The organism is Streptomyces paradoxus, assembly GCF_014202475.1.
Classification (GTDB): domain Bacteria; phylum Actinomycetota; class Actinomycetes; order Streptomycetales; family Streptomycetaceae; genus Streptomyces; species Streptomyces paradoxus.
In genome coordinates this window covers 257,110-276,748 of the sequence record NZ_JACHGV010000008.1, presented here as the reverse complement: position 1 = coordinate 276,748, position 19,639 = coordinate 257,110, and the positions used below count along the sequence as shown (strand labels likewise).

At 70.3% G+C, this 19,639-nt stretch carries 15 protein-coding genes; 1 reads left to right on the top strand and 14 read right to left on the bottom strand.

Translation table 11 applies throughout. The features are described 5' to 3' along the window. Positions 1-7: 7 nt before the first annotated feature. The 9 genes from HNR57_RS26160 to betA all read right to left on the bottom strand — a co-directional run bounded on the left by HNR57_RS26160 (position 8) and on the right by betA (position 13,558). On the bottom strand, positions 8-1,240 hold the full coding sequence (locus tag HNR57_RS26160) for a sarcosine oxidase subunit beta family protein (protein ID WP_107457779.1): 1,233 nt from the start codon (positions 1,238-1,240) through the stop codon (positions 8-10). Then, positions 1,237-2,520, bottom strand: a complete 1,284-nt coding sequence (glyA, locus tag HNR57_RS26155; protein WP_184563473.1) for a serine hydroxymethyltransferase — start codon at positions 2,518-2,520, stop codon at positions 1,237-1,239. The genes HNR57_RS26160 and glyA overlap by 4 nt, the downstream gene beginning before the upstream one ends. Further along, the gene (locus tag HNR57_RS26150) at positions 2,517-3,377 is read right to left on the bottom strand and encodes a bifunctional methylenetetrahydrofolate dehydrogenase/methenyltetrahydrofolate cyclohydrolase (RefSeq protein ID WP_184563471.1); all 861 of its coding nucleotides are present in this window, start codon (positions 3,375-3,377) and stop codon (positions 2,517-2,519) included. The genes glyA and HNR57_RS26150 overlap by 4 nt, the downstream gene beginning before the upstream one ends. 93 nt (positions 3,378-3,470) lie before the next feature. Next, on the bottom strand, positions 3,471-5,909 hold the full coding sequence (locus HNR57_RS26145) for a GcvT family protein (protein WP_184563469.1): 2,439 nt from the start codon (positions 5,907-5,909) through the stop codon (positions 3,471-3,473). Positions 5,910-6,136: 227 nt separating this feature from the next. After that, the gene (locus HNR57_RS26140; RefSeq protein WP_184563467.1) at positions 6,137-7,099 is read right to left on the bottom strand and encodes an ABC transporter substrate-binding protein; all 963 of its coding nucleotides are present in this window, start codon (positions 7,097-7,099) and stop codon (positions 6,137-6,139) included. Between the two features lie 13 nt (positions 7,100-7,112). After that, entirely contained in the window at positions 7,113-9,122 is a 2,010-nt protein-coding gene (locus HNR57_RS26135; RefSeq protein WP_184563465.1) for an ABC transporter permease, read from the bottom strand. After that, entirely contained in the window at positions 9,122-10,210 is a 1,089-nt protein-coding gene (locus HNR57_RS26130; RefSeq protein WP_184563463.1) for a quaternary amine ABC transporter ATP-binding protein, read from the bottom strand. The genes HNR57_RS26135 and HNR57_RS26130 overlap by 1 nt, the downstream gene beginning before the upstream one ends. Before the next feature lie 20 nt (positions 10,211-10,230). Then, positions 10,231-11,700 (bottom strand): aldehyde dehydrogenase family protein, encoded by a 1,470-nt coding sequence (locus tag HNR57_RS26125; RefSeq protein WP_184563461.1) that lies wholly within the window; start codon positions 11,698-11,700, stop codon positions 10,231-10,233. A gap of 196 nt (positions 11,701-11,896) precedes the next feature. After that, positions 11,897-13,558, bottom strand: a complete 1,662-nt coding sequence (gene betA / locus HNR57_RS26120) for a choline dehydrogenase (RefSeq protein WP_184563459.1) — start codon at positions 13,556-13,558, stop codon at positions 11,897-11,899. 208 nt (positions 13,559-13,766) lie between these two features. Between betA and HNR57_RS26115 the strand changes: the two genes are divergently transcribed. Further along, positions 13,767-14,513: an IclR family transcriptional regulator gene (locus HNR57_RS26115; RefSeq protein ID WP_184563732.1), complete on the top strand. Its 747-nt coding sequence runs from the start codon at positions 13,767-13,769 to the stop codon at positions 14,511-14,513. 61 nt (positions 14,514-14,574) lie between these two features. Here the strand turns inward: HNR57_RS26115 and HNR57_RS26110 are convergent, their stop codons facing one another. The 5 genes from HNR57_RS26110 to HNR57_RS26090 all read right to left on the bottom strand — a co-directional run bounded on the left by HNR57_RS26110 (position 14,575) and on the right by HNR57_RS26090 (position 19,577). Then, entirely contained in the window at positions 14,575-15,705 is a 1,131-nt protein-coding gene (locus HNR57_RS26110; RefSeq protein ID WP_184563457.1) for an aromatic ring-hydroxylating oxygenase subunit alpha, read from the bottom strand. A 91-nt stretch (positions 15,706-15,796) separates the two neighbouring features. Continuing rightward, positions 15,797-16,960 (bottom strand): NAD(P)/FAD-dependent oxidoreductase, encoded by a 1,164-nt coding sequence (locus HNR57_RS26105; RefSeq protein ID WP_184563455.1) that lies wholly within the window; start codon positions 16,958-16,960, stop codon positions 15,797-15,799. Continuing rightward, positions 16,957-17,319 (bottom strand): bifunctional 3-phenylpropionate/cinnamic acid dioxygenase ferredoxin subunit, encoded by a 363-nt coding sequence (locus HNR57_RS26100; protein WP_062931108.1) that lies wholly within the window; start codon positions 17,317-17,319, stop codon positions 16,957-16,959. Before HNR57_RS26100 ends, HNR57_RS26105 begins: the two co-directional genes overlap by 4 nt. A 169-nt stretch (positions 17,320-17,488) precedes the next feature. Continuing rightward, positions 17,489-18,394: a dihydropteroate synthase gene (gene folP / locus HNR57_RS26095; protein ID WP_221343007.1), complete on the bottom strand. Its 906-nt coding sequence runs from the start codon at positions 18,392-18,394 to the stop codon at positions 17,489-17,491. A 121-nt stretch (positions 18,395-18,515) separates the two neighbouring features. Next, entirely contained in the window at positions 18,516-19,577 is a 1,062-nt protein-coding gene (locus HNR57_RS26090) for a chorismate-binding protein (protein WP_184563453.1), read from the bottom strand. Between the last annotated feature and the right edge of the window lie 62 nt (positions 19,578-19,639).

Here is a 19,639-nt window from a genome sequence, read left to right as displayed (position 1 = left end):
AGTGGTCCTAGTGGGCCACCGCGGCCGCGCCGTGCTCGTCGACGAGCGCGCCGGTGGTGAAACGGTCGAGCGAGAAGGGGGCGTTCAGCGGATGCGGTGTGTCGTGGGCGATGGTGTGGGCGTAGACCCAGCCGACACCCGGGGTGGCCTTGAAACCGCCGGTTCCCCAGCCGCAGTTGAGGTAGAGGTTGTCCACCGGGCTGAGGCCGATGATCGGTGAGGCGTCGGGGCTGACGTCGACGATGCCGCCCCAGGTGCGCAGGACATGGGCGCGGGCGAAGACCGGGAAGAGTTCCAGGGCCGCCGCCATCTGCTCCTCGATGATGTGGAAGGCGCCGCGCTGGGTGTAGGAGTTGTACGCGTCGATGCCCGCGCCCATCACCAGCTCGCCCTTGTGGGCCTGGCTGACGTACACGTGCACGGCGTTGGACATGACGACCGTCGGATGGACCGGTTCCAGCAGCTCCGACACGAGGGCCTGCAAGGGGTGGCTCTGGACGGGGAGTTCGATACCCGCCATGGCGGCCAGGACCGAGGTGTGGCCCGCCGAGCAGAGGGCGACCTTGCCCGCGGCGATCGGGCCCCGGGTGGTCCGGACTCCGACCACCCGGTTGCCGACCACGTCGAGGCCGGTGACCTCGCAGTTCTGGATGATGTCGATACCGGCGGCGTCGGCGGACCGGGCCAGGCCCCAGGCGACGTGGTCGTGCTTGGCGATGCCCGCGCGGGGCTGGTAGGTGGCGCCCAGGACGGGGTAGCGCACGTCCGGGGAGATGTTGACGATCGGGCAGACGTCCTTGACGCCGTCCGCGTCGAGCCACTCGGCGTCCACGCCGTTGAGGCGGTTGGCCTCGACGCGGCGGACGCTGTCGCGGACGTCCTGGAGGCTGTGGGCGAGGTTCAGTACGCCGCGCTGGGAGAAGAGGATCGGGTAGTCGAGCTCGTCCGCCAGGCCTTCCCACAGCTTGAGGGCGTGCTCGTAGATGCCGGCGCTCTCGTCCCAGAGGTAGTTGGAGCGGATGATCGTGGTGTTGCGGGCCATGTTGCCGCCCGCCAGCCAGCCCTTCTCCAGCACCGCCACGTTGGTGATGCCGTGGTTCTTCGCCAGGTAGTGGGCGGTGGCCAGGCCGTGTCCGCCACCGCCCACGACGACGACGTCGTAGGAGCGCTTCGGCTCGGGGTTGCGCCAGAGCCAGTCGGGGTGTTCGGGGAGCTCGGCGCCGGGGGTGCGGGGGCTCATCGGGCGTCTCCGTTGTCGGACAGGTGCGGGTAGAGCGGGTGCTTGGCGGCCAGGGCCTCCGTGCGGGCGCGCAGGGCTGCCACGTCCGGCTCCGGCTGGAGGGCGAGGGCGATGACGTCCGCGACCTCGGCGAAGTCGTCCTCGGTGAAACCGCGGGTGGCCAGGGCCGGGGTGCCGATGCGCAGGCCCGAGGTGACCATGGGCGGGCGCGGGTCGAAGGGCACGGCGTTGCGGTTGACGGTGATGCCGATCTCGTGGAGCAGGTCCTCGGCCTGGCGGCCGTCCAGCTCGGAGTCGCGCAGGTCGACCAGGACCAGGTGGACGTCCGTGCCGCCGGTCAGCACCTTCACTCCGGCCGCCGCCGCGTCCGCCTGGGTGAGACGCTCGGCGAGGATGCGCGAGCCGGCGAGCGTGCGGGCCTGGCGTTCGGCGAACTCCGGTGTCGCGGCGACCTTGAACGACACCGCCTTGGCGGCGATGACGTGCTCCAGGGGGCCGCCCTGCATGCCGGGGAAGACAGCCGAGTTGATCTTCTTGGCCAGGTCGGCCTCGTTGGTGAGGATGACGCCGCCGCGCGGACCGCCGAGGGTCTTGTGCGTCGTCGTGGTCGTGACGTGGGCGTGCGGTACGGGGCTCGGGTGCAGTCCTGCCGCCACCAGTCCGGCGAAGTGCGCCATGTCGACCATCAGCAGGGCGCCCACCTCGTCGGCGATCCTGCGGAAGGCCGCGAAGTCCAGCTGCCTGGGGTACGCCGACCAGCCCGCGATGATCATCTTGGGGCGGTGTTCCTTGGCGAGCCGCTCGACCTCGTCCATGTCGACGAGGTTGTCCGCCTCTGAGACGTGGTACGGCACGACGTTGAGCATCTTGCCGCTGTAGTTGATGCGCATGCCGTGCGTGAGGTGCCCGCCGTGCGCGAGGTCGAGGCCGAGGACGGTGTCGCCGGGCTGGAGCAGGGCGAAGAAGACGGCGGTGTTCGCCTGGGCGCCCGAGTGCGGCTGCACGTTGGCGAAACCGGCGCCGAAGAGGGACTTGATGCGCTCGATGGCCAGCCGCTCGGTGACGTCGACGTGTTCGCAACCACCGTAGTAGCGGCGGCCGGGGTAGCCCTCGGCGTACTTGTTGGTCGCGACCGACCCCTGGGCCTCCATCACCGCGGAGGGCGCGAAGTTCTCGGAGGCGATCATCTCCAGGGTGGACTGCTGGCGGTGCAGCTCGGCGCGGAGCGCGGCGTGGACCTCGGGGTCCAGCTCCGCCAGGGGGGTGTTCAGCGCGTTCATACGGCGTTCGCGTTCCTCTCGGCGGCCTCGACGACATTGGCGAGCAACATGGCGCGGGTCATGGGGCCCACGCCCCCGGGCATCGGCGCCAGCCATCCGGCGACCTGGGCGGCGTCCGGGTGGATGTCTCCGACCAGGCCCTGGTCGGTGCGGGTGATGCCGACGTCCAGGACGGCCGCGCCGGGGCGCAGCATGTCCTTGGTGATCAGTCCGGGCGAGCCGGCGGCCGCGACGACGATGTCCGCCTCGCGTACGTGCCAGGCCAGGCCCTTCGTTCCGGTGTGGCAGAGGGTGACGGTGGCGTTCTCGGAGCGGCGGGTGAGCAGGAGCCCGATGGGCCGACCGACCGTGATGCCCCGCCCGATCACGCACACCCGGGCTCCGGCGAGCGGCACGTCGTACCGGCGGAGCAGCTCGACGATGCCGCGCGGAGTGCACGGCAGCGGTGCCTCGACGCCGAGGACGAGCCGGCCGAGGTTGACGGGGTGCAGTCCGTCGGCGTCCTTGGCCGGGTCCATGCGCTCCAGCACGGCGCCCGCGTCCAGGTGGCGGGGCAGCGGGAGCTGGACGATGTACCCGGTACAGGCGGGGTCGGCGTTGAGCTCGTCGATCGTCTCCTCGACCTGCCGCTGAGAGGCGTCGGCGGGCAGCTCCCGCCGGATCGAGGCGATCCCCACCTGGGCGCAGTCCCGGTGTTTGCCACCGACGTAGGCACGACTGCCGGGGTCGTCGCCGATCAGGACGGTGCCGAGTCCCGGCGCCCGTCCGGTGGTAGCGGCCAACTTGGCTACACGTTCGGCGAGTTCACCGCGGATGGCAGAGGCAGTGGCCTTGCCGTCGAGGAGTAGTGCGGTCACCTGGGGAGTCCCTTCCAACGAGGCTGACTCTGTACGCCCTCCGGGGGCGCGGGGAACTGCGCGACCAGCCGCGACGCGCCCGCAGACGAAGACTCAGCCACGAAGCCGGGACATCGTCGGATCGAACAACGGCTCCTCGGCGACGACCGCCTCGACGGACTGGTTGAAGTACCCGATGTGCACCACGGTCCCCGGAGCGGCCAGCTCCACCGGCAACCACGCATAGGCGATGCCCTTGCCGATCGTGTATCCATACGCGGCACTGGTGACGTACCCCACCGCACAGTCCCCGTCGTACACCGGCTCCTTGCCCATGACGACGGCCTTCGGGTCGTCGATCGTGAGACAGGCCAGCTTCCGCCGGACATCGGCCTTGCGCCGCTCCACCGCCGCCTTCCCGACGAAGTCGTCCTTGTCGAGTTTCACGGCGAAGCCGACACCGGCCTCGTACGGGTCGTGTTCGTACGTCATGTCCGTGCCGAAGGACCGGTAGCCCTTCTCCAGCCGCAGGCTGTTGAACGCACCCCGCCCGGCCGCGATCCCGCCCAGCGGCTCCGCCGCCCGCCACAGCGTGTCCCACAGCTTCTGCCCCAGGTCCGCGGTGGTGTACAGCTCCCAGCCGAGCTCACCCACGTACGACAGGCGCATCGCGGTGACCGGCACGGAGCCGATGTGGGCGCGCTTGGCGCGGAAGTACTTCAGGCCGGTCGCCGAGAAGTCGGCGTCGGTGAGCGGCTGGAGGACATCGCGGGCGCGCGGCCCCCACAGGCCGATGCAGCAGGTGCCGGGGGTGATGTCACGCACCTGGACCGTGCCGTCGGCGGGGAGGTGACGGGTGAACCAGTCGAGGTCCAGGTTGCCGTTGGCGCCGACCTGGAAGAGGTCGGGGGCCAGCCGCGCGACGGTGACGTCGCTGCGGATGCCGCCGTCGTGGTCGAGGAGCAGCGTGTACGTCACCGAGCCGACGGACTTGGCGACCTTGCCGGTGCACAGCCGCTCCAGGAACCCTCCGGCGCCGCGCCCGCTGACCTCCAGCCGCTTGAGGGCCGTCATGTCGTACAGGGCGACGGTCTCGCGGGTGGTCTGGGCCTCGGCGGCGACGATGGGCGACCAGTACCGCGCGGCCCAGTCGTTGGGGGTGACGATGGAGCGGCCTTCGACCAGCCCGGCGTTGGCCTCGTACCACTGGGGCCGCTCCCAGCCGTTCGCCTCCAGGAAGAAGGCGCCCAGCGACTGCTGGCGGGTGTGGAACGGGCTAGTGCGGATCGGGCGCGGGTCCCCCGACGGCTGGAGGGGGTGGAGGATGTCGTAGACCTCCACGAAGTTCTGGCAGTCGCGGGCCAGTACGTACTCCGGCGAGAGCTGGTGCGGCTCGAAGCGGTTGACGTCGCACTCGTGCAGGTCGAACGAGGAGCAGTAGCCGTCGACCAGCCACTCTGCCATGGCACGTCCGACGCCGGCGGAGTGCGTGACCCAGACGGCCTCGGCGACCCAGAAGCCCTTGACGTCCGGGGACTCGCCGAGCAGGGGCAGGCCGTCGGTGGTGAAGGAGAACAGGCCGTTGATGCCTTCCTCCACCTTGGCGTCCTTCGTCGCCGGGAGCAGGGACTGCGTCTCGGTCCAGGCGTCCTCGAAGTCCTCCTCGGTGAACTTCAGGACGGAGGGCATCTGGTCGGACTCGTCCACGGAGAGGATGTCGTCGGCGGAGATGGGCATCGGGCGGTGGCCGTAGTAGCCGATGCCCAGGCCGTCGAAGCGGTCGCGGTAGTACAGGTCGGCGTCCTGGTGGCGCAGGATCGGGCGGACCGCCTCCTGCGTCTGTCCGGCCAGGGCGGGGACCGGGCCCGTCCAGGCGAGCTGGTGGGCGAGCGGGGTGAGCGGGAGGTTCATGCCGGCCATGCGGGCGATCTTCGGGCCCCAGATGCCGGCGCAGCAGACGACGATGTCGGCGGGGATCTCGCCCTGGTCGGTCAGGACGCCGGTCACCTCGCCCTCGGCCTGCCGGACGTCGAGGACTTCGTGGCGGGCGAGGAAGCGGACGCCGCGCTCGGTGGCCCGGCGGATCTGCGCCTCGACGGCGAGGACCGCCTTGGCGAGGCCGTCCGTCGGCACGTGGAGGCCGGCGAGGACCTTGTCCGGGTTGACGAGCGGGTGCTGTGCGACGCACTCCTCGGTGGACAGCAGCCGGGACTCGATGCCCCAGGAGGCGAGCCAGCCGTGGCGCCGCTGCAGTTCGGTGACGCGCTCCGGGCTGGTGGCCACCTCCAGGCCGCCGACCTGGAGGAAGCAGGGCTGCCCGTCGACGTCGAGGGAGCAGAACTTCTCGACGGTGTAACGGGCCATCTCCGTCATGGTCTTGGAGGGGTTGGTCTGGAAGACCAGGCCCGGGGCGTGCGACGACGAGCCCCCGGTGGCGGGCAGTGGGCCCTGGTCGACCACGGTCACTTCGGTCCAGCCGCGCGCGGAGATCTCGTCGGCGAGCGCTGCCCCCACGACGCCCGCTCCGATGATGACCACCCGGGGTCCCGCCATCGCCGCACCTCCGACGTTGAAAGCGATCCAGTTGCTGTCTACGCAACAGGGTTCAGGTTGCGCAACTCAATGTGCCCGCCGTGCATCGGCGTGTCAAGAGGTCCGCGACGCCGGAAAAACACCCGGGGGCGGCGGGCAGGAAACAGCGCAAAACGAGGAGGCCCGGCGGGCTGACGACACAGCCTGCCGGGCCTCCCGGGCCGGACTCACACGGGCGTTCCCGCGCCCTACTTGATCCAGGCGTCGACCTTGCCGCGGTTGGCCTCGACCCACTTCTTCGCCGCCGCCTCGGGCGCCATCTTGTCCACCGCGATGTACTTGGCCACGGTGTTCTGGTCGTCGTTCGTCCAGGTGAAGTTCTTCACCAGGTCATAGGCCGGGCTGCCCGACTTGGCGAACTTCGCGCTGACGATCTTGTCCAGTTCGTACACGGGATAATCGCAGGCGACCTTCTCCGCGTCGGCGTCGCAGCCCGTCTTGTACTCGGGCAGGCTGACCTTCTTCAGCGGCACCTCGGACATGAACCACTGCGGCTCGTAGAAGTAGCCGATCACCCACTGCTTGTTCTTCTCGGCGTTGCGGTAGGCCTGGATGAGCGCGGTCTCACTGCCCGCGTACACCACCTTGAAGTCCAGCTTGAGGTTCTTCACCAGCGCCTCGTCGTTGGTGACGAACGACGGGTCGCCGTCGAGGAGCTGGCCCTTGCCGCCCGACTCCGAGGTCTTGAACTTCGACGCGTACTTGTTGAGGTTCTTCCAGTCGGTGATGTCCGGGTGTGCCTTCGCCAGCCACGGCGGCACGTACCAGCCGATGAGGCCCTTGTTGCCGGTAGGGCCGGCCTCGACGGCCGTCTTCTGATCGGTGATGTACTTCTTCTTCAGGTCGTCGTGGCCCCAGTTCTCCACGACGGCGTCGACCTCGCCCGTGCCGAAGCCCTGCCAGGCGATCTCCTCCTTGAGGTCCTTCTGCTCGACCTTGCAGCCGAGGTCGTGCTCGGCGACGTACGCGAGGACCGCCGCGTTCGCCTCGTAGCCCACCCACGGGTTGATCGCGAGGTTGAAGGTGCCGCACTTGCCCGCGCTGCCCGAGCCGGCCGCGCTGTCGTCGCCGACCTTCGCGCCCCCGCAGGCCGTGAGGGTGAGGCCGAGGACGGCCAGGCCGGCCGCGCCGGCTCTCCAGTGTCGTGCCATGGTGAGGTGCTCCTTATGCTCCGGCGCGGCGAGCCGCCGCCTGAGTGATCCGGTCGAACATGACTCCGAGCAGGACGATGGCGAGTCCGGCCGCCAGTCCCTTCCCGTACAGCTGGCCCTGCGAGAACCCGGCCACGACGTCGTAGCCGAGGGCGCCCGCTCCCACCAGGCCGCCCACCACGACCATCGACAGCACGTAGATCAGGCCCTGGTTGGTGGCGAGGGTCAGGGCTCCTCGCGACATCGGCAGCTGTACCTTGGTGATGATCTGCCAGGTGTTGCATCCGGTGGACATCGCCGCTTCGACGGTGGTCCCGGGCACCGCCCGCACCCCGTCAGCGATGATCTTGATGGCGACGGGTGCCGCGTAGACGATCGCGGCGACGATCGCCGTGAACCGTGTCGCGCCGAACAGCGCGAGGAACGGCACGAGATAGACGAACGGCGGCATGACCTGGGCCGCGTCCAGGGACGGCCTCAGCAGCCGGTCGACGAGCGCGCTGCGTCCCATCCACACCCCGAGGACGACGCCGAGCAGCATCACGAGCACGGTCGCCACCGCGGTGGACGCCAGGGTCGTCATGGCGTCCGACCACACGCCGGTGCCGATGAGCAGCCCCACGCACACGGCGGAGGTGGCGCCGGCACGCCATCCGCCGAGCACGGTGCCGAGCGCGACGAGGGCGGCGCCCACGAGCCACCAGGGGGAGTCGGTCAGCAGGGTCTGGAAGGGGTTCAGGAGGCCGTTGGTGAGGACGTCCCGGAAGGCGTTCGTCAGGCCCGACAGGTTGTCCTGCGCCCAAGTGGTCACGTCGGTCGCCGCCCTGGCGATGGTGCTGCCGGTGCTGCCCTCGCCGGGGAACTCGGCCGCCCACAGGTACGTGTGCGACAGGTAGACCAGGACCGCGGCCACCACTCCCCCGGCCGCCACCAGCTGCCGCCGCCACTTGAGGAAGGGACTGTCCGAGCCCCGGGCCGTGTCGGCCCGTCCGCTCGCGGCGGTGGTGACCCGGTCGAGCACGATGGCCAGGACGACGATGGCCAGTCCGGCGTTGAACGCCGTGCCGACGTCCAGCGACTGCAGGGCCTGGACGACGGTCGCTCCGAGGCCGGGCGCGTTGATCAGGGCCGCGATGGTCACCATGGCCAGGGCGGCCATGATGGTCTGGTTGACGCCCATCACCACGGTCCGTTTGGACATCGGCAGCAGCACCTTCAGCAGCGCCTGGCGCCGCGTCGCGCCCATCGAGTCCGCCGCCTCGACGGTGGTCTCGGGAACCGAGCGGATGGCGTGGGCGGTGATGCGGATCGCGGGCGGCGCCGCGTAGATCGCCGTGGCGATGGTGGCGGAGGCCGGGCCGATCAGGAAGAACAGGGTCAGGGGCGCCAGGTAGACGAAGGTGGGCATCGTCTGCATGAAGTCCAGGAACGGCGTCACGATCCGGTTGACCCGGTCGGACAGTCCGGCCCACACCCCCAGGGGAAGGGCGAACAGCAGCGCCACGAAGACCGCGGAGAGGGTCAGCGCCAGCGTGTCCATGCTCTCCTGCCAGAGGCCCTGGAGGCCGAGGAAGGTGAAGCCGGCGACGGCCAGCAGCGCGACCCGCCAGTTGCCCACGGCCCAGGAGACGTAGCCGACGAGGCCCACGACACCGAGCCAGCCGATCTGCGGAACCGGCCGGCCCGCGGTCGGCTGCGATATCAGCTCCTGGACGAAGGTCACCAGGGTGTCGATGACCAGGCGGATCTCGTTGAAGAAGTAGAGGAAGAGCGGGTTTGAGTTGCGGTTCGCGCCGATGGAGTCGTTGACGTCGTTGAACCACCGGTGCAGGTCGGTCAGATCGGCCGCGGCCAGGGACAGGGTCTGCTTGCCGCGCAGCACGGCGAAGAGGACGAGCCAGACGACCAGGATCGCGGCGACGATCATCGAGCGGCTGACCGTGGGCGCGCGCCGGGCGGGAGCGGGCGGCTCCTCGTTCCCGGTTCTCTGCGGTCTCTGCGTCTTCTGCACGGCGACGGTCATCACGCGTCGCCTTCCTGCCCGGCGACGACCGCGAGGATCTCGTCGTCGCCGACGATGCCGAGCAGTTTGCCGTTCTCGACGACCTTGACCGGCTTGTCCGCCGCGAGTACCGCCCGCGTGGCCTCCTTGACGACGACATCCGGGCCCAGCTCGGGACCGTCCAGGGGGTCGTCCGGCTCCGCGGGGCGCATGATCCACCGCAGGGTCAGCACATCGCCGCGGGGCACGTCCCTGACGAAGTCGCGTACGTAGTCGTCCGCGGGGGCGCCGACCAGTTCGTCGCCGGTGCCGCACTGGACCATCTTGCCGTCGCGCATGATGAGGATGCGGTCGCCCAGACGCAGTGCCTCGGACAGGTCGTGGGTGATGAACACCATCGTCTTGCCGACCTCGTGGTGCAGACGGACGACCTCGTTCTGCATGTCCCGGCGGATCAGCGGGTCGAGCGCCGAGAACGGCTCGTCGAAGAGGAGAACGTCGGGGTCGCCGGCCAGGGCGCGGGCGAGGCCCACGCGCTGCTGCATGCCCCCGGAGAGCTGGTCGGGGTAGGAGCTCTCGTAGCCGGAGAGGCCGACGAGTTCGACGACCTCCAGCGCGCGCCTGGTGCGCTCGGCTCTGCTCATGCCGCGGATCTCCAGGCCGAAGGCCACGTTGTCGACGACCCGGCGGTGCGGCAGCAGCCCGAAGTGCTGGAAGACCATGGAGAACTTGCTGCGGCGCAGCTCGCGCAGGCGGCTCGCGTCCGCCTCGCGGATGTCCTCGCCCTCGAAGAGGATCTCGCCGGCGGTGGGTTCGATGAGCCGGGTCAGACAGCGCACCAGGGTGGACTTGCCGGAGCCGGACAGGCCCATCACGACGAACACCTCGCCGGGCGCCACGTCGAAGTGAACGTCGCGCACGGCGGCCGTGCATCCGGTGCGGTCCATCAGTTCGCGGCGGGTGAGTCCGCGCAGTTCCTCGGAGCCGGGCACCTGGGCCGCCTTCGGCCCGAACACCTTCCACAGCTCGCGTACGGAGATGACCGGGGTGGGTGCCGAGTCCTGGGGGGTGTCGCGCCGCCGCGGCGCCTCGGTCGTTGCTGGGGTCATGTTCGACCTCTTTTCGGCGTTCAGCCGCGGAACCAGTGCTGCGGCCGGGGTTGGATGTTCTGCCAGATGTGTTTGGGCTCCCGGTACTCGTCCAGGCCCGTCGGTCCCAGCTCCCGGCCTACGCCGGAGTGCCCGAACCCACCCCATTCCGCCTGCGGCACATAGGGGTGGTAGTCGTTGATCCACACGGTGCCGTGGCGCAGCCGGCGGGCGACCCGCTGGGCCTTGCCGGCGTCCTGCGTCCAGACGGCGCCGGCGAGTCCGTACTCGGTGTCGTTGGCGATGCGTACCGCGTCGTCCTCGTCGGTGAAGCGCTCCACGGTGAGGACGGGCCCGAAGGACTCCTCGTGCACCACGCTCATGTCCTGACCGCACGCGTCGAGCACGGTCGGCGGGAAGTAGTGGCCGTCGGCCAGGGCCGGGTCGCCCGGGCGTTCGCCGCCGCAGCGCAGGACGGCGCCCTCCGCCAGTCCGGCCGCGACGTACGCCTCGACCTTCGCCAGGTGCTGTGCGGAGATGAGCGGGCCGGTGTCGGCCTGCGGGTCGAAGGGGCCGCCGAGGCGGATTCGCCGGGCGCGGCGTACCACCTCGTCGACGAACCGGTCGTGCAGTGCGTCCTCGACGATCAGCCGGGCCCCGGCCGAGCAGACCTGCCCGGAATGCAGGAAGACGGCCGTGAGCGCGAAGTCCACGGCCGTCTCGAAGTCGGCGTCGGCGAAGACGACATTGGGGTTCTTGCCGCCGAGCTCCAGCGCGACCTTCTTCACGGTCGCGGCGGCGGTGGCCATGATGCGTCTGCCGGTGTCCAGGCCGCCGGTGAAGGAGACCATGTCGACGGCGGGGTCCTCGGCGAGCGGTGCCCCCACCTCGGGCCCGGTTCCCAGGACGAGGTTGGCGGCGCCGTCCGGAAGTCCGGCCTCCGCCAGGGCCTTCATCAGCAGGATCGAGGTCGAGGGGGTGAGTTCGCTGGGCTTGAGGACGATCGTGTTGCCCGCGAGGAGGGCCGGGGCGACCTTCCAGCTCGCTTGCAGCAGCGGGTAGTTCCAGGGGGTGATCAGGGCGCACACGCCGATCGGTTCGTACACGACGCGGCTGACGGCGTCGTCGCGGCCGGTGTCGATCACCCGGCCGGCGTCGGTGCCGCCGAGCCCTCCGTAGTAGCGGAAGCAGGAGACGACGTCGGCGATGTCGTACTCGCTCTCCACCAGCCGCTTGCCGGTGTCCAGCGATTCGGCGCGGGCGAACGCGTCGGCGTCACGTTCGAGGATGTCGGCGGTGCGCAGCAGGAGCGCGCCGCGCTCGCGCTCGGGCGTGCGCGGCCAGGGCCCCTCGTCGAAGGCCCGGCGGGCCGCGGCGATGGCCGCCTCGGTGTCGGGGCGCGTGCCTTCCGACACGGTCACGGAGAGTGTGCCGTCTGCCGGGCAGCGGATATCCCGGTGGCCTCCGGCCACGGGATCCCGCCATTTGCCGTCCACGTACAGGTCTGCCACGTCGGGGCCCTTCGAGCGAATCGCGTTGCGCATCACGCACCGCATTGCTTGTGGTGGAACACTCTGGAGAAGGCGGGAACGCACGTCAAGGGGTTGGCCGATGACGGTTTTACCAAGGAGGCAACCCTGAGAACCCGACGCCGACCAGCCCGGACCACCGGATTTCCGGGCCGGTCGGCTGTCTGAAAACAGTGGGTTACGCGGATGCTTCGCGGTGCCGGTAGTACGCGGCGCGGGACGGCGGCAGCGGCGGCTTGCCGAGGATGAGGTCGGCCGCCTTCTCCGCGATCATCATCACCGGCGCGTAGATGTTGCCGTTCGTGATGTACGGCATCACGGACGCGTCGACGACCCGCAGTCCCTCCACGCCGTGCACGCGCAGGTCGGCCGGGTCCACGACGGCCATCTCGTCGGTGCCCATCTTGCAGGTGCAGGACGGATGCAGTGCGGTCTCGGCGTCCTTGGCGACCCAGGCGAGGATCTCCTCGTCGGTCTCCACGGACGGGCCGGGCGAGATCTCCCCGGCGTTGTACGGGGCCATTGCGGGCTGGTTGAGCAGCCTGCGCGCGACCCTGACGGCCTCGACCCACTCACGGCGGTCCTGCTCGGTGGAGAGGTAGTTGAAGCGCAGCGCGGGGTGCTCGGCGGGATCCTTGCTCTTGATCTTCACCGAGCCGATGGCGTCGGAGTACATGGGTCCGACGTGCACCTGGTAGCCGTGTCCGCCGGCCGGGACGGAGCCGTCGTAGCGGACCGCGATGGGCAGGAAGTGGAACATCAGGTTGGGGTAGTCCACGTCGTCGTTGCCGCGGACGAAGCCGCCCGCCTCGAAGTGGTTGGTCGCGGCCGGTCCCGTACGGAAGAGCCACTGCAGGCCGATGAAGGGGGCACGCCACTTCGCGAGGTACGGCTGCATGGAGACGGGCTGCTTGCAGCCGTACTGGATGTACACCTCCAGGTGGTCCTGGAGGTTCTCGCCGACGCCCGGCAGATCGTGTACGACGTCCACGCCGAGCGCCGCGAGTTCCTTGGCGTTGCCGACGCCGGAGAGCTGGAGGAGTTGCGGGGAGTTGATCGCGCCTCCGCAGAGGATGACCTCACCGGCCCGCACCCGCTGGGGCCCGCCACGACCGCGCCGGTACTCGACGCCGACGGCGCGCTTGCCCTCGAAGAGGACGCGGGTGACCAGGGCACGTGTGGTGACGGTGAGGTTGGGCCGCTTCCGCACGGGCTTGAGGTACGCCTTCGCCGCCGACAGCCGGCGTCCTCGGTGGACATTGCGGTCGAACCTGGCGAAACCTTCCTGCCGATAGCCGTTCACATCGCTGGTCGGAGGGTGCCCCGCTTCCTCGGTGGCCTTGAGGAAGGCCTCGAAGAGGGGGTTGGTCCCGGGGCCGCGTTCGAGGACGAGGGGGCCGTCGTGGCCGCGGAACTCGTCGTCCGGGTCGGCGGCCAGGCAGTTCTCCATCCGCCGGAAGTACGGCAGACAGTGCGCGTAGTCCCAGCTCTCCATGCCGGGATCGGCCGCCCAGCGCTCGTAGTCCATGGGGTTGCCGCGCTGGAAGATCATGCCGTTGATGCTGCTGGAACCGCCCAGGACCTTGCCGCGCGCGTGGTAGACGCGCCGGCCGCCCATGTGGGGCTCGGGTTCGGACTCGTACTTCCAGTCGTAGAAGCGGCTGCCGATCGGGTAGGTCAGTGCCGCGGGCATGTGGATGAAGACGTCCCACGGGTAGTCGGGTCTGCCCGCCTCCAGGACCAGTACCCGGTTGCCGGGATCCGCGGAGAGCCGGTTGGCCAGTGCACTGCCGGCCGATCCGCCACCGACGATGACGAAGTCGTATTGCAAGTCAGCCATGAGGCCTCGTCTCGCTCGCGCCGTAGAGAATGCGCGGCATGCTAGTACCGGTATCTCTATGCGCACCAGGTTGCGGACAACGCAACTTCTGATTTTCTGGTCCAAGGCCGTGACCTGCACCGCTGTCGGCTATGTTAATGGCCCGTATAGTTGCGTTGTGAGCAACTACCATCCAGATACCGAAACGACAAGTGCGCCGACCGGCGGAGTGCAGTCGGTCGATCGAGCCATCACCGTGCTGGAGATCCTGGCCCGGCGCGGCGAGGCCGGCGTCAGCGAGGTAGCCGCCGAGCTCGACGTCCACAAGTCCACCGCGTTCCGGCTGCTGGGGGCTCTGGAGGTGCGCGGCCTGGTGGAACAGGCGGGTGAGCGCGGCAAGTACCGCCTCGGTTTCGGCATCGTCCGTCTCGCCGGCGCGGTCACCGGGCGCATCGACATCACCCAGCAGAGCCGGCCGGTCTGCGAGCGTCTCGCCGAGGAGATCGGCGAGACGGTGAACCTCGCCGTGATGCAGGAGAAGTACGCGATCAACCTGTACCAGGTGCGCGGTCCGGGCGCCGTCACGGCGTTCAACTGGGTCGGCCAGCTGACGCCGCTGCACGCCACGTCCAGCGGCAAGATCCTGCTGGCCCACATGCCGGCGAAGGAGCGTGCCGCGCTGCTGTCTGACGCGGGCCTGAAGAAGATGACGCCCCGCACCCTGACCGCGAAGACGAAGCTGGAGAAGAACCTCGCCGAGGCGCTGGAGCGCGGCTACTCCTGGACGCTGGAGGAGTTCGAGGCGGGGCTGCACGCCATGGCCGCCCCGGTCCGCAACCGGGACGGAGAGGTCATCGCGGCGATCAGCGCCTCAGGGCCGGCATACCGGCTCACCGAGGACCGTATGCACGACCTCGCTCCGGTGCTGGTCAAGGGCGCGGACGAGATCAGCCACCGGATGGGCTACCTGGGCTGAGCCCGCCGCGCCGGCCGCCCCGCACACCGGGCTTGGGGGGGCGGGATGCCGGGAGCCGCCGCTACTGCGGCCGCCCCGCGCCCAGACGCTCCTGGACGAAGGTGTGGAACTCGCCGATGTGGTGCTCGCTGGGCACGAGGACCCCGCCCTTGGCGTACAGCCGCGAGCTCATCGCGGGCTGGCAGCGCTCGCAGGCGTCGAAGTCCTGCCGGTTGACCCGGTCGAAGAGCTCCACCGACCGGCTGACGTCCTTGCCGCTCTCGACGACGTGCTTGAGGTAGAGCCAGTCGCACTCGACGATGGTGCGGTCCGCGGCGACCGGGTACATCCGGTGGAAGATCACATGGTCGGGCACGAGGTTGATGAACACCTGCGGCCGGACGGTGATCGCGTAGTAGCGGCGGTCCTGGTCCTCGGTGACGCCCGGGATGCGGTCCAGGCCCTCCGAGCCGTCCACGGTGAAACCCTGGACGTCGGAGCCGAACTCCGCGCCGTGTCCCACGTAGTACTGGGCGGCGTAGCCGTCGGCGAACTCGGGGAGCACCTCGGTGAGTTCGGGGTGGATGGTCGCGCAGTGGTAGCACTCCATGAAGTTCTCGACGATGAGCTTCCAGTTCGCCCGGACGTCGTAGACGATCCGTCTGCCGACGCCGAGGTCCTCGATGCCGTAGTGCTCGATCGACTCCGTGTCGCCGAGACGCGCGACCACGTCCTGCACGACCTCGTCGAAGGGGGGCGGGTCCGCGGCGAGGCACACCCACACATAGCCGAGCCATTCGCGTGTCGCCACGGCTGCCAGGCCGTACTCGGTGCGGCTGACGTCGGGCATCTTGGTGAGGTTGGGCGCCGCGACGAGTTTGCCCGTCAGGTCGTACGTCCAGGCGTGGTAGGGGCATTGGAAGGCGCGCTTGACCTCGCCGCTCTCCGCCGTGCAGAGCTTGGCTCCGCGGTGTCGGCAGACGTTGAAGAAGGCGCGTACGGACTGGTCGCGGGCACGGGTGATGAGGATGCTCTCGCGGCCGACCTGGACGGTCCGGAACGCCCCGGGGCCGGCGAGGTCGGCGGAGCGCACGGCGCAGAACCACATCGCCTCGAAGATGTGTTCCTGCTCCTGGGCGAAGAACCCGGGGTCCGTGTAGGCGGAGCCGGGCAGGGTGGCGATGAGACTTTCCGGCAGGCCGGTCGAGGTCACAGTGCACTCCTCGGAGAAACGTCGTGGATCGGGCATGCACGCGCCGGGACGAGCTACACCGGACGTCGTCGGATCAAGGAGCAAAGCCCTTTCAGGGCGTGTGGGCAGCGAGCTGCTTGCGCCAGCGCATGAACAGCCGGGGCTGGTTCATCCCGAGGACGGCGACCGGGTGTCCGGCACGCCGGTAGACGGCCAGGACGTTGCGGTCGTCCGCGGCGCCTTCCTCGATGGTGACGCTGTCGGCACGGGACGCGTTGCCGGCGAACTGGATCTTCACGCCGTACTGGTCGGACCAGAAGTACGGCGGCCTCGGGACGCCCGGTTCCGACTCGCCCCAGGAGAGCAGGGCGGCGACCGCCGCGTCGGGGCGTTCCCGGGCGCCGGTCCAGTGCTCGACGCGGCGGTGGGTACCCGCGCGCGGGTCGTACCAGGAGGCGCAGTCGCCGACCGCGACCACCCCGGCCAGGCTGGTACGGCCGTCCGCGCCGCACTTGACGCCGTCGTCGAGTTCGACACCGGAGCCCGCCAGCCAGTCGACGCAGGGGCGGGCCCCTACACCCACGACGACGATGTCGGCGGGGATGCTGCGGCCGTCTTCCATCAGGACGGCGTCGACGCGGGTCTCGCCGCTCAGCCCCTTGACGCCCACTCCGCACAACAGGCGTACGCCGTGGTCGGCGTGGAGGGCGGAGACGATGCTTCCCATGGTCTGGCCGAGCGGTCCGGCCAGTGGGGTGGGCGCCGCCTCGACGATGGTCACGTCGAGGCCGAGGGCGTAGGCGGTGGAGGCGACCTCGGCGCCGATGAAGCCGCCGCCGATCACGACCAGGCGTCCGCCCCGGGCCAGTTCGTCCCGCAGGGCGCGGGCGTCGTCCAGGGTGCGCAGGGTGTGCACTCCGGCCAGGCCGTCCATCCCGGGCAGGGTGCGGGCGGAGGCGCCGGTGGCGATGACGATGCCGTCGGCTCTCACCTCCCGGCCGTCGGTGAGCCGCACGGCGCGGGGTGTGGTGTCGAGTCCGGCGGCGCGGGCGCCGAGCAGCCACTCCGCTTGCAGGTCCTCGTCGTCCGGCTCCAGTGCGAGATCGGCTTCGCCGATGCCGCCGGCCAGGAACTCCTTGGACAGGGGCGGCCTGTCGTACGGACGGTGGAGCTCGTCGCCTATGACGACCAGCCGTCCGTCGTACCCCTGCTTTCGCAAGGAGCGCGCCGCTGACAGACCGGCCAGCGACGCGCCCACCACGGCGACCGTCCTCACGCGACGCCCCCGGCGAGCCGGGCGGCGATGCAGGGAGGCAGGTTCGGGGCTGCCGTGGACAGCCGGACGTAGATCATGCCGTCCTCGACGAAGACCTCGTGCGTGCGCACCGGGAGCTTGGCCGGCGGGGCGTCGACGGCTCCGGTCTTGAGGTTGAACTTCGAGGCGTGCAGCGGGCATTCGACCTCGCAGCCCTCCAGCCAGCCGTCGGCGAGCGAGGCGTCCTGGTGGGTGCATGTGTCGTCGATGGCGAAGAGTTCGCCGTCGTCGGTGTGGAACACCGAGACCGGCGGGTCGATGTCGAGCCGGTGGGCCTCGCCTCGGGGCAGATCCACGAGACGGCACGCGGGAATCATCATGACACCTCGGTGCGTATAGCGAAACGGATTGCGGTGAACGCAACGTCAGTTTGGGGTCGCCCACAAACCCTTGTCAAGGAGTTCACGGGTCGCTCGCCGCCCCTATTTTTTGTTGCGTGATGTGAAACGCCCTGCGCTATAGGAAACGCAGGTCAGAGCTGGACACCCCTCAGAACCGGGGCACGGGCGGTGGCGTCGGCGCGTTCTCCAGACCCCAGCGGGCGGCCACGCGCACCGCGTCGGCCGTCGAGGCGACGTCGTGGACGCGGACGCACCAGGCGCCCTGCGCGGCGGCCAGAGCCGACACGGCCGAGGTGGCCGCGTCACGCAGGTGCGCCGGGCGGGGCAGGCCCGTCTCCGGGTCCCTCAGCAGGTGGCCCAGAAACGTCTTGCGCGCCGCGCCCACCAGAACCGGACGGCCGAGTGCGGCGGTGATCTCCCGGAGGTGGCCGAGGAGTCGCCAGTTGTGCTCGGCGTGCTTGGCGAACCCCAGTCCCGGGTCGACGATGAGACAGTCCGGCGGGATTCCGGCGTCCAGGGCCGCGTCGGCTCTCGCCCGCAATGCGTCGACGACCTCGGTGACGACGTCGTCGTAGACGGCGTGCGCCTGCATGCCGGCGGAGTGCCCGCGCCAGTGCATCACCACATACGGCGTCCCGGCCCGCGCCATCAGCGGCAGCATCGCCGGGTCGGCGAGTCCGCCGGAGACGTCGTTGACCAGAGCGGCGCCGGCCTCGACGGCGCGGGCGGCGACCTCGGCCCGCATGGTGTCGACACTGACCTTGGCGCCCGCGGCGGCGAGTGCGCGGACGACCGGCAGCACCCGCCGCAGTTCCTCCTCGGCCGTCGGGCGCTCGGCGCCGGGCCGGGTCGACTCGCCGCCCACGTCCAGGATGTCCGCGCCCTCTTCGAGCAGTGCGAGTCCGTGCGCGACGGCCCGTTCCGTATCGAACCACCGACCTCCGTCGGAGAACGAGTCGGGCGTGACGTTCACGATGCCCATCACCAGGGTCCGGCCCGGACGGGGAAGACCTCGCGGGCACAGGGCGGGAGCGGCCTGGGCTGCGGTGCTCATGCGACGCGGGGCGGGTCGGCGAGGGGACGCACGGGAGTCATCATGGGCTGGTCCACCTCGTTGCATATAGAGGAACAATGTGCGATTTGAGCAACGAGTGTGAGGACGGGCGCGCGCACTGTCAAGGCAAGTGCGGGACCCCGGCGTCGTGACGGGGCCCGGACGCCAGCGCGACCAGCCGGGAGGCCTTCAGCTCGGTCTCGTCCCACTCCCGGTCCGGGTCGGACCCCCAGGTGATACCGGCGCCCGTGCCGAAGCGCAGCAGCGGCCCCGCCGGGGCGGCCCGGTCGATCCGGAACGTGCGGATGCCCACGGCCAGTTCACCGGTTCCCCGGTCGGCGTCGACCCAGCCGACGGCGCCGCAGTACGGGCCGCGGGGCGTGGTCTTTAGGGCCTCGATGACGCGCAGGGCACTGGATTTGGGCGCGCCGGTCACGGAACCCGGTGGGAAGGTTCCGGCCAGCAGCTCCGGCCAGCCCGCGTCCGTGGCCAGCTCTCCGCGCACGGTGGAGACGAGGTGCACGAGCCCCGGGTGGCTCTCGACGGCGCACAGGGCCGGGACGGTCACGGATCCGGTGGCGCAGACGCGCCCCAGGTCGTTGCGGACCAGGTCCACGATCATCACGTTCTCGGCGTGGTCCTTGGGCAGCAGGTCGTCCGCGGTACGGCCGGTGCCCTTGATGGGCCCGGACTCGACGGTGCGGCCCGTCCGCCGCAGGAACAGTTCGGGCGAGGCGGTGGCGGCTTCGACGCCGTGTGCCGGAAGCCGGACGGTGCCGGCGTAGGGCGCCGGGTTGCCGTGGGCGAGCAGCGCGGTGAGTGCGTCGATGTCGGAGGCGGTCGGGTCGGGCAGGGGCGCGGAGAGCACCCGGCAGAGGTTGGCCTGGTAGACGTCGCCCGCGGCGATGTGTTCGCGGATGCGGCGTACGCCCGCGGTGTAGGCGGTGCGGTCCAGCGACGACGTCCAGTCGCCGGGGGCCGGTCCGCGCCAGGCCCCGGGCTTCGGGGGCGGCACCGGCGCGGGACGCACATCGCCGAACCGGGCACAGACCATGGGGCCTTCGAATGCCGCGACGACCGTCCAGAACCCGGAGGAGTCCAGGGCCGCGGGGTCGCCGGTCACGTCACGCAGATCTGTGGCGACGAACCCGCCGAAGCGGGCCAGGGCGGCGGGAGCGTACACGGCGGTTCGTCCAGGGGAAGGCCGGCGGGTGGGATGGTTCCGGGCCGGGACGGCCGGGGTGG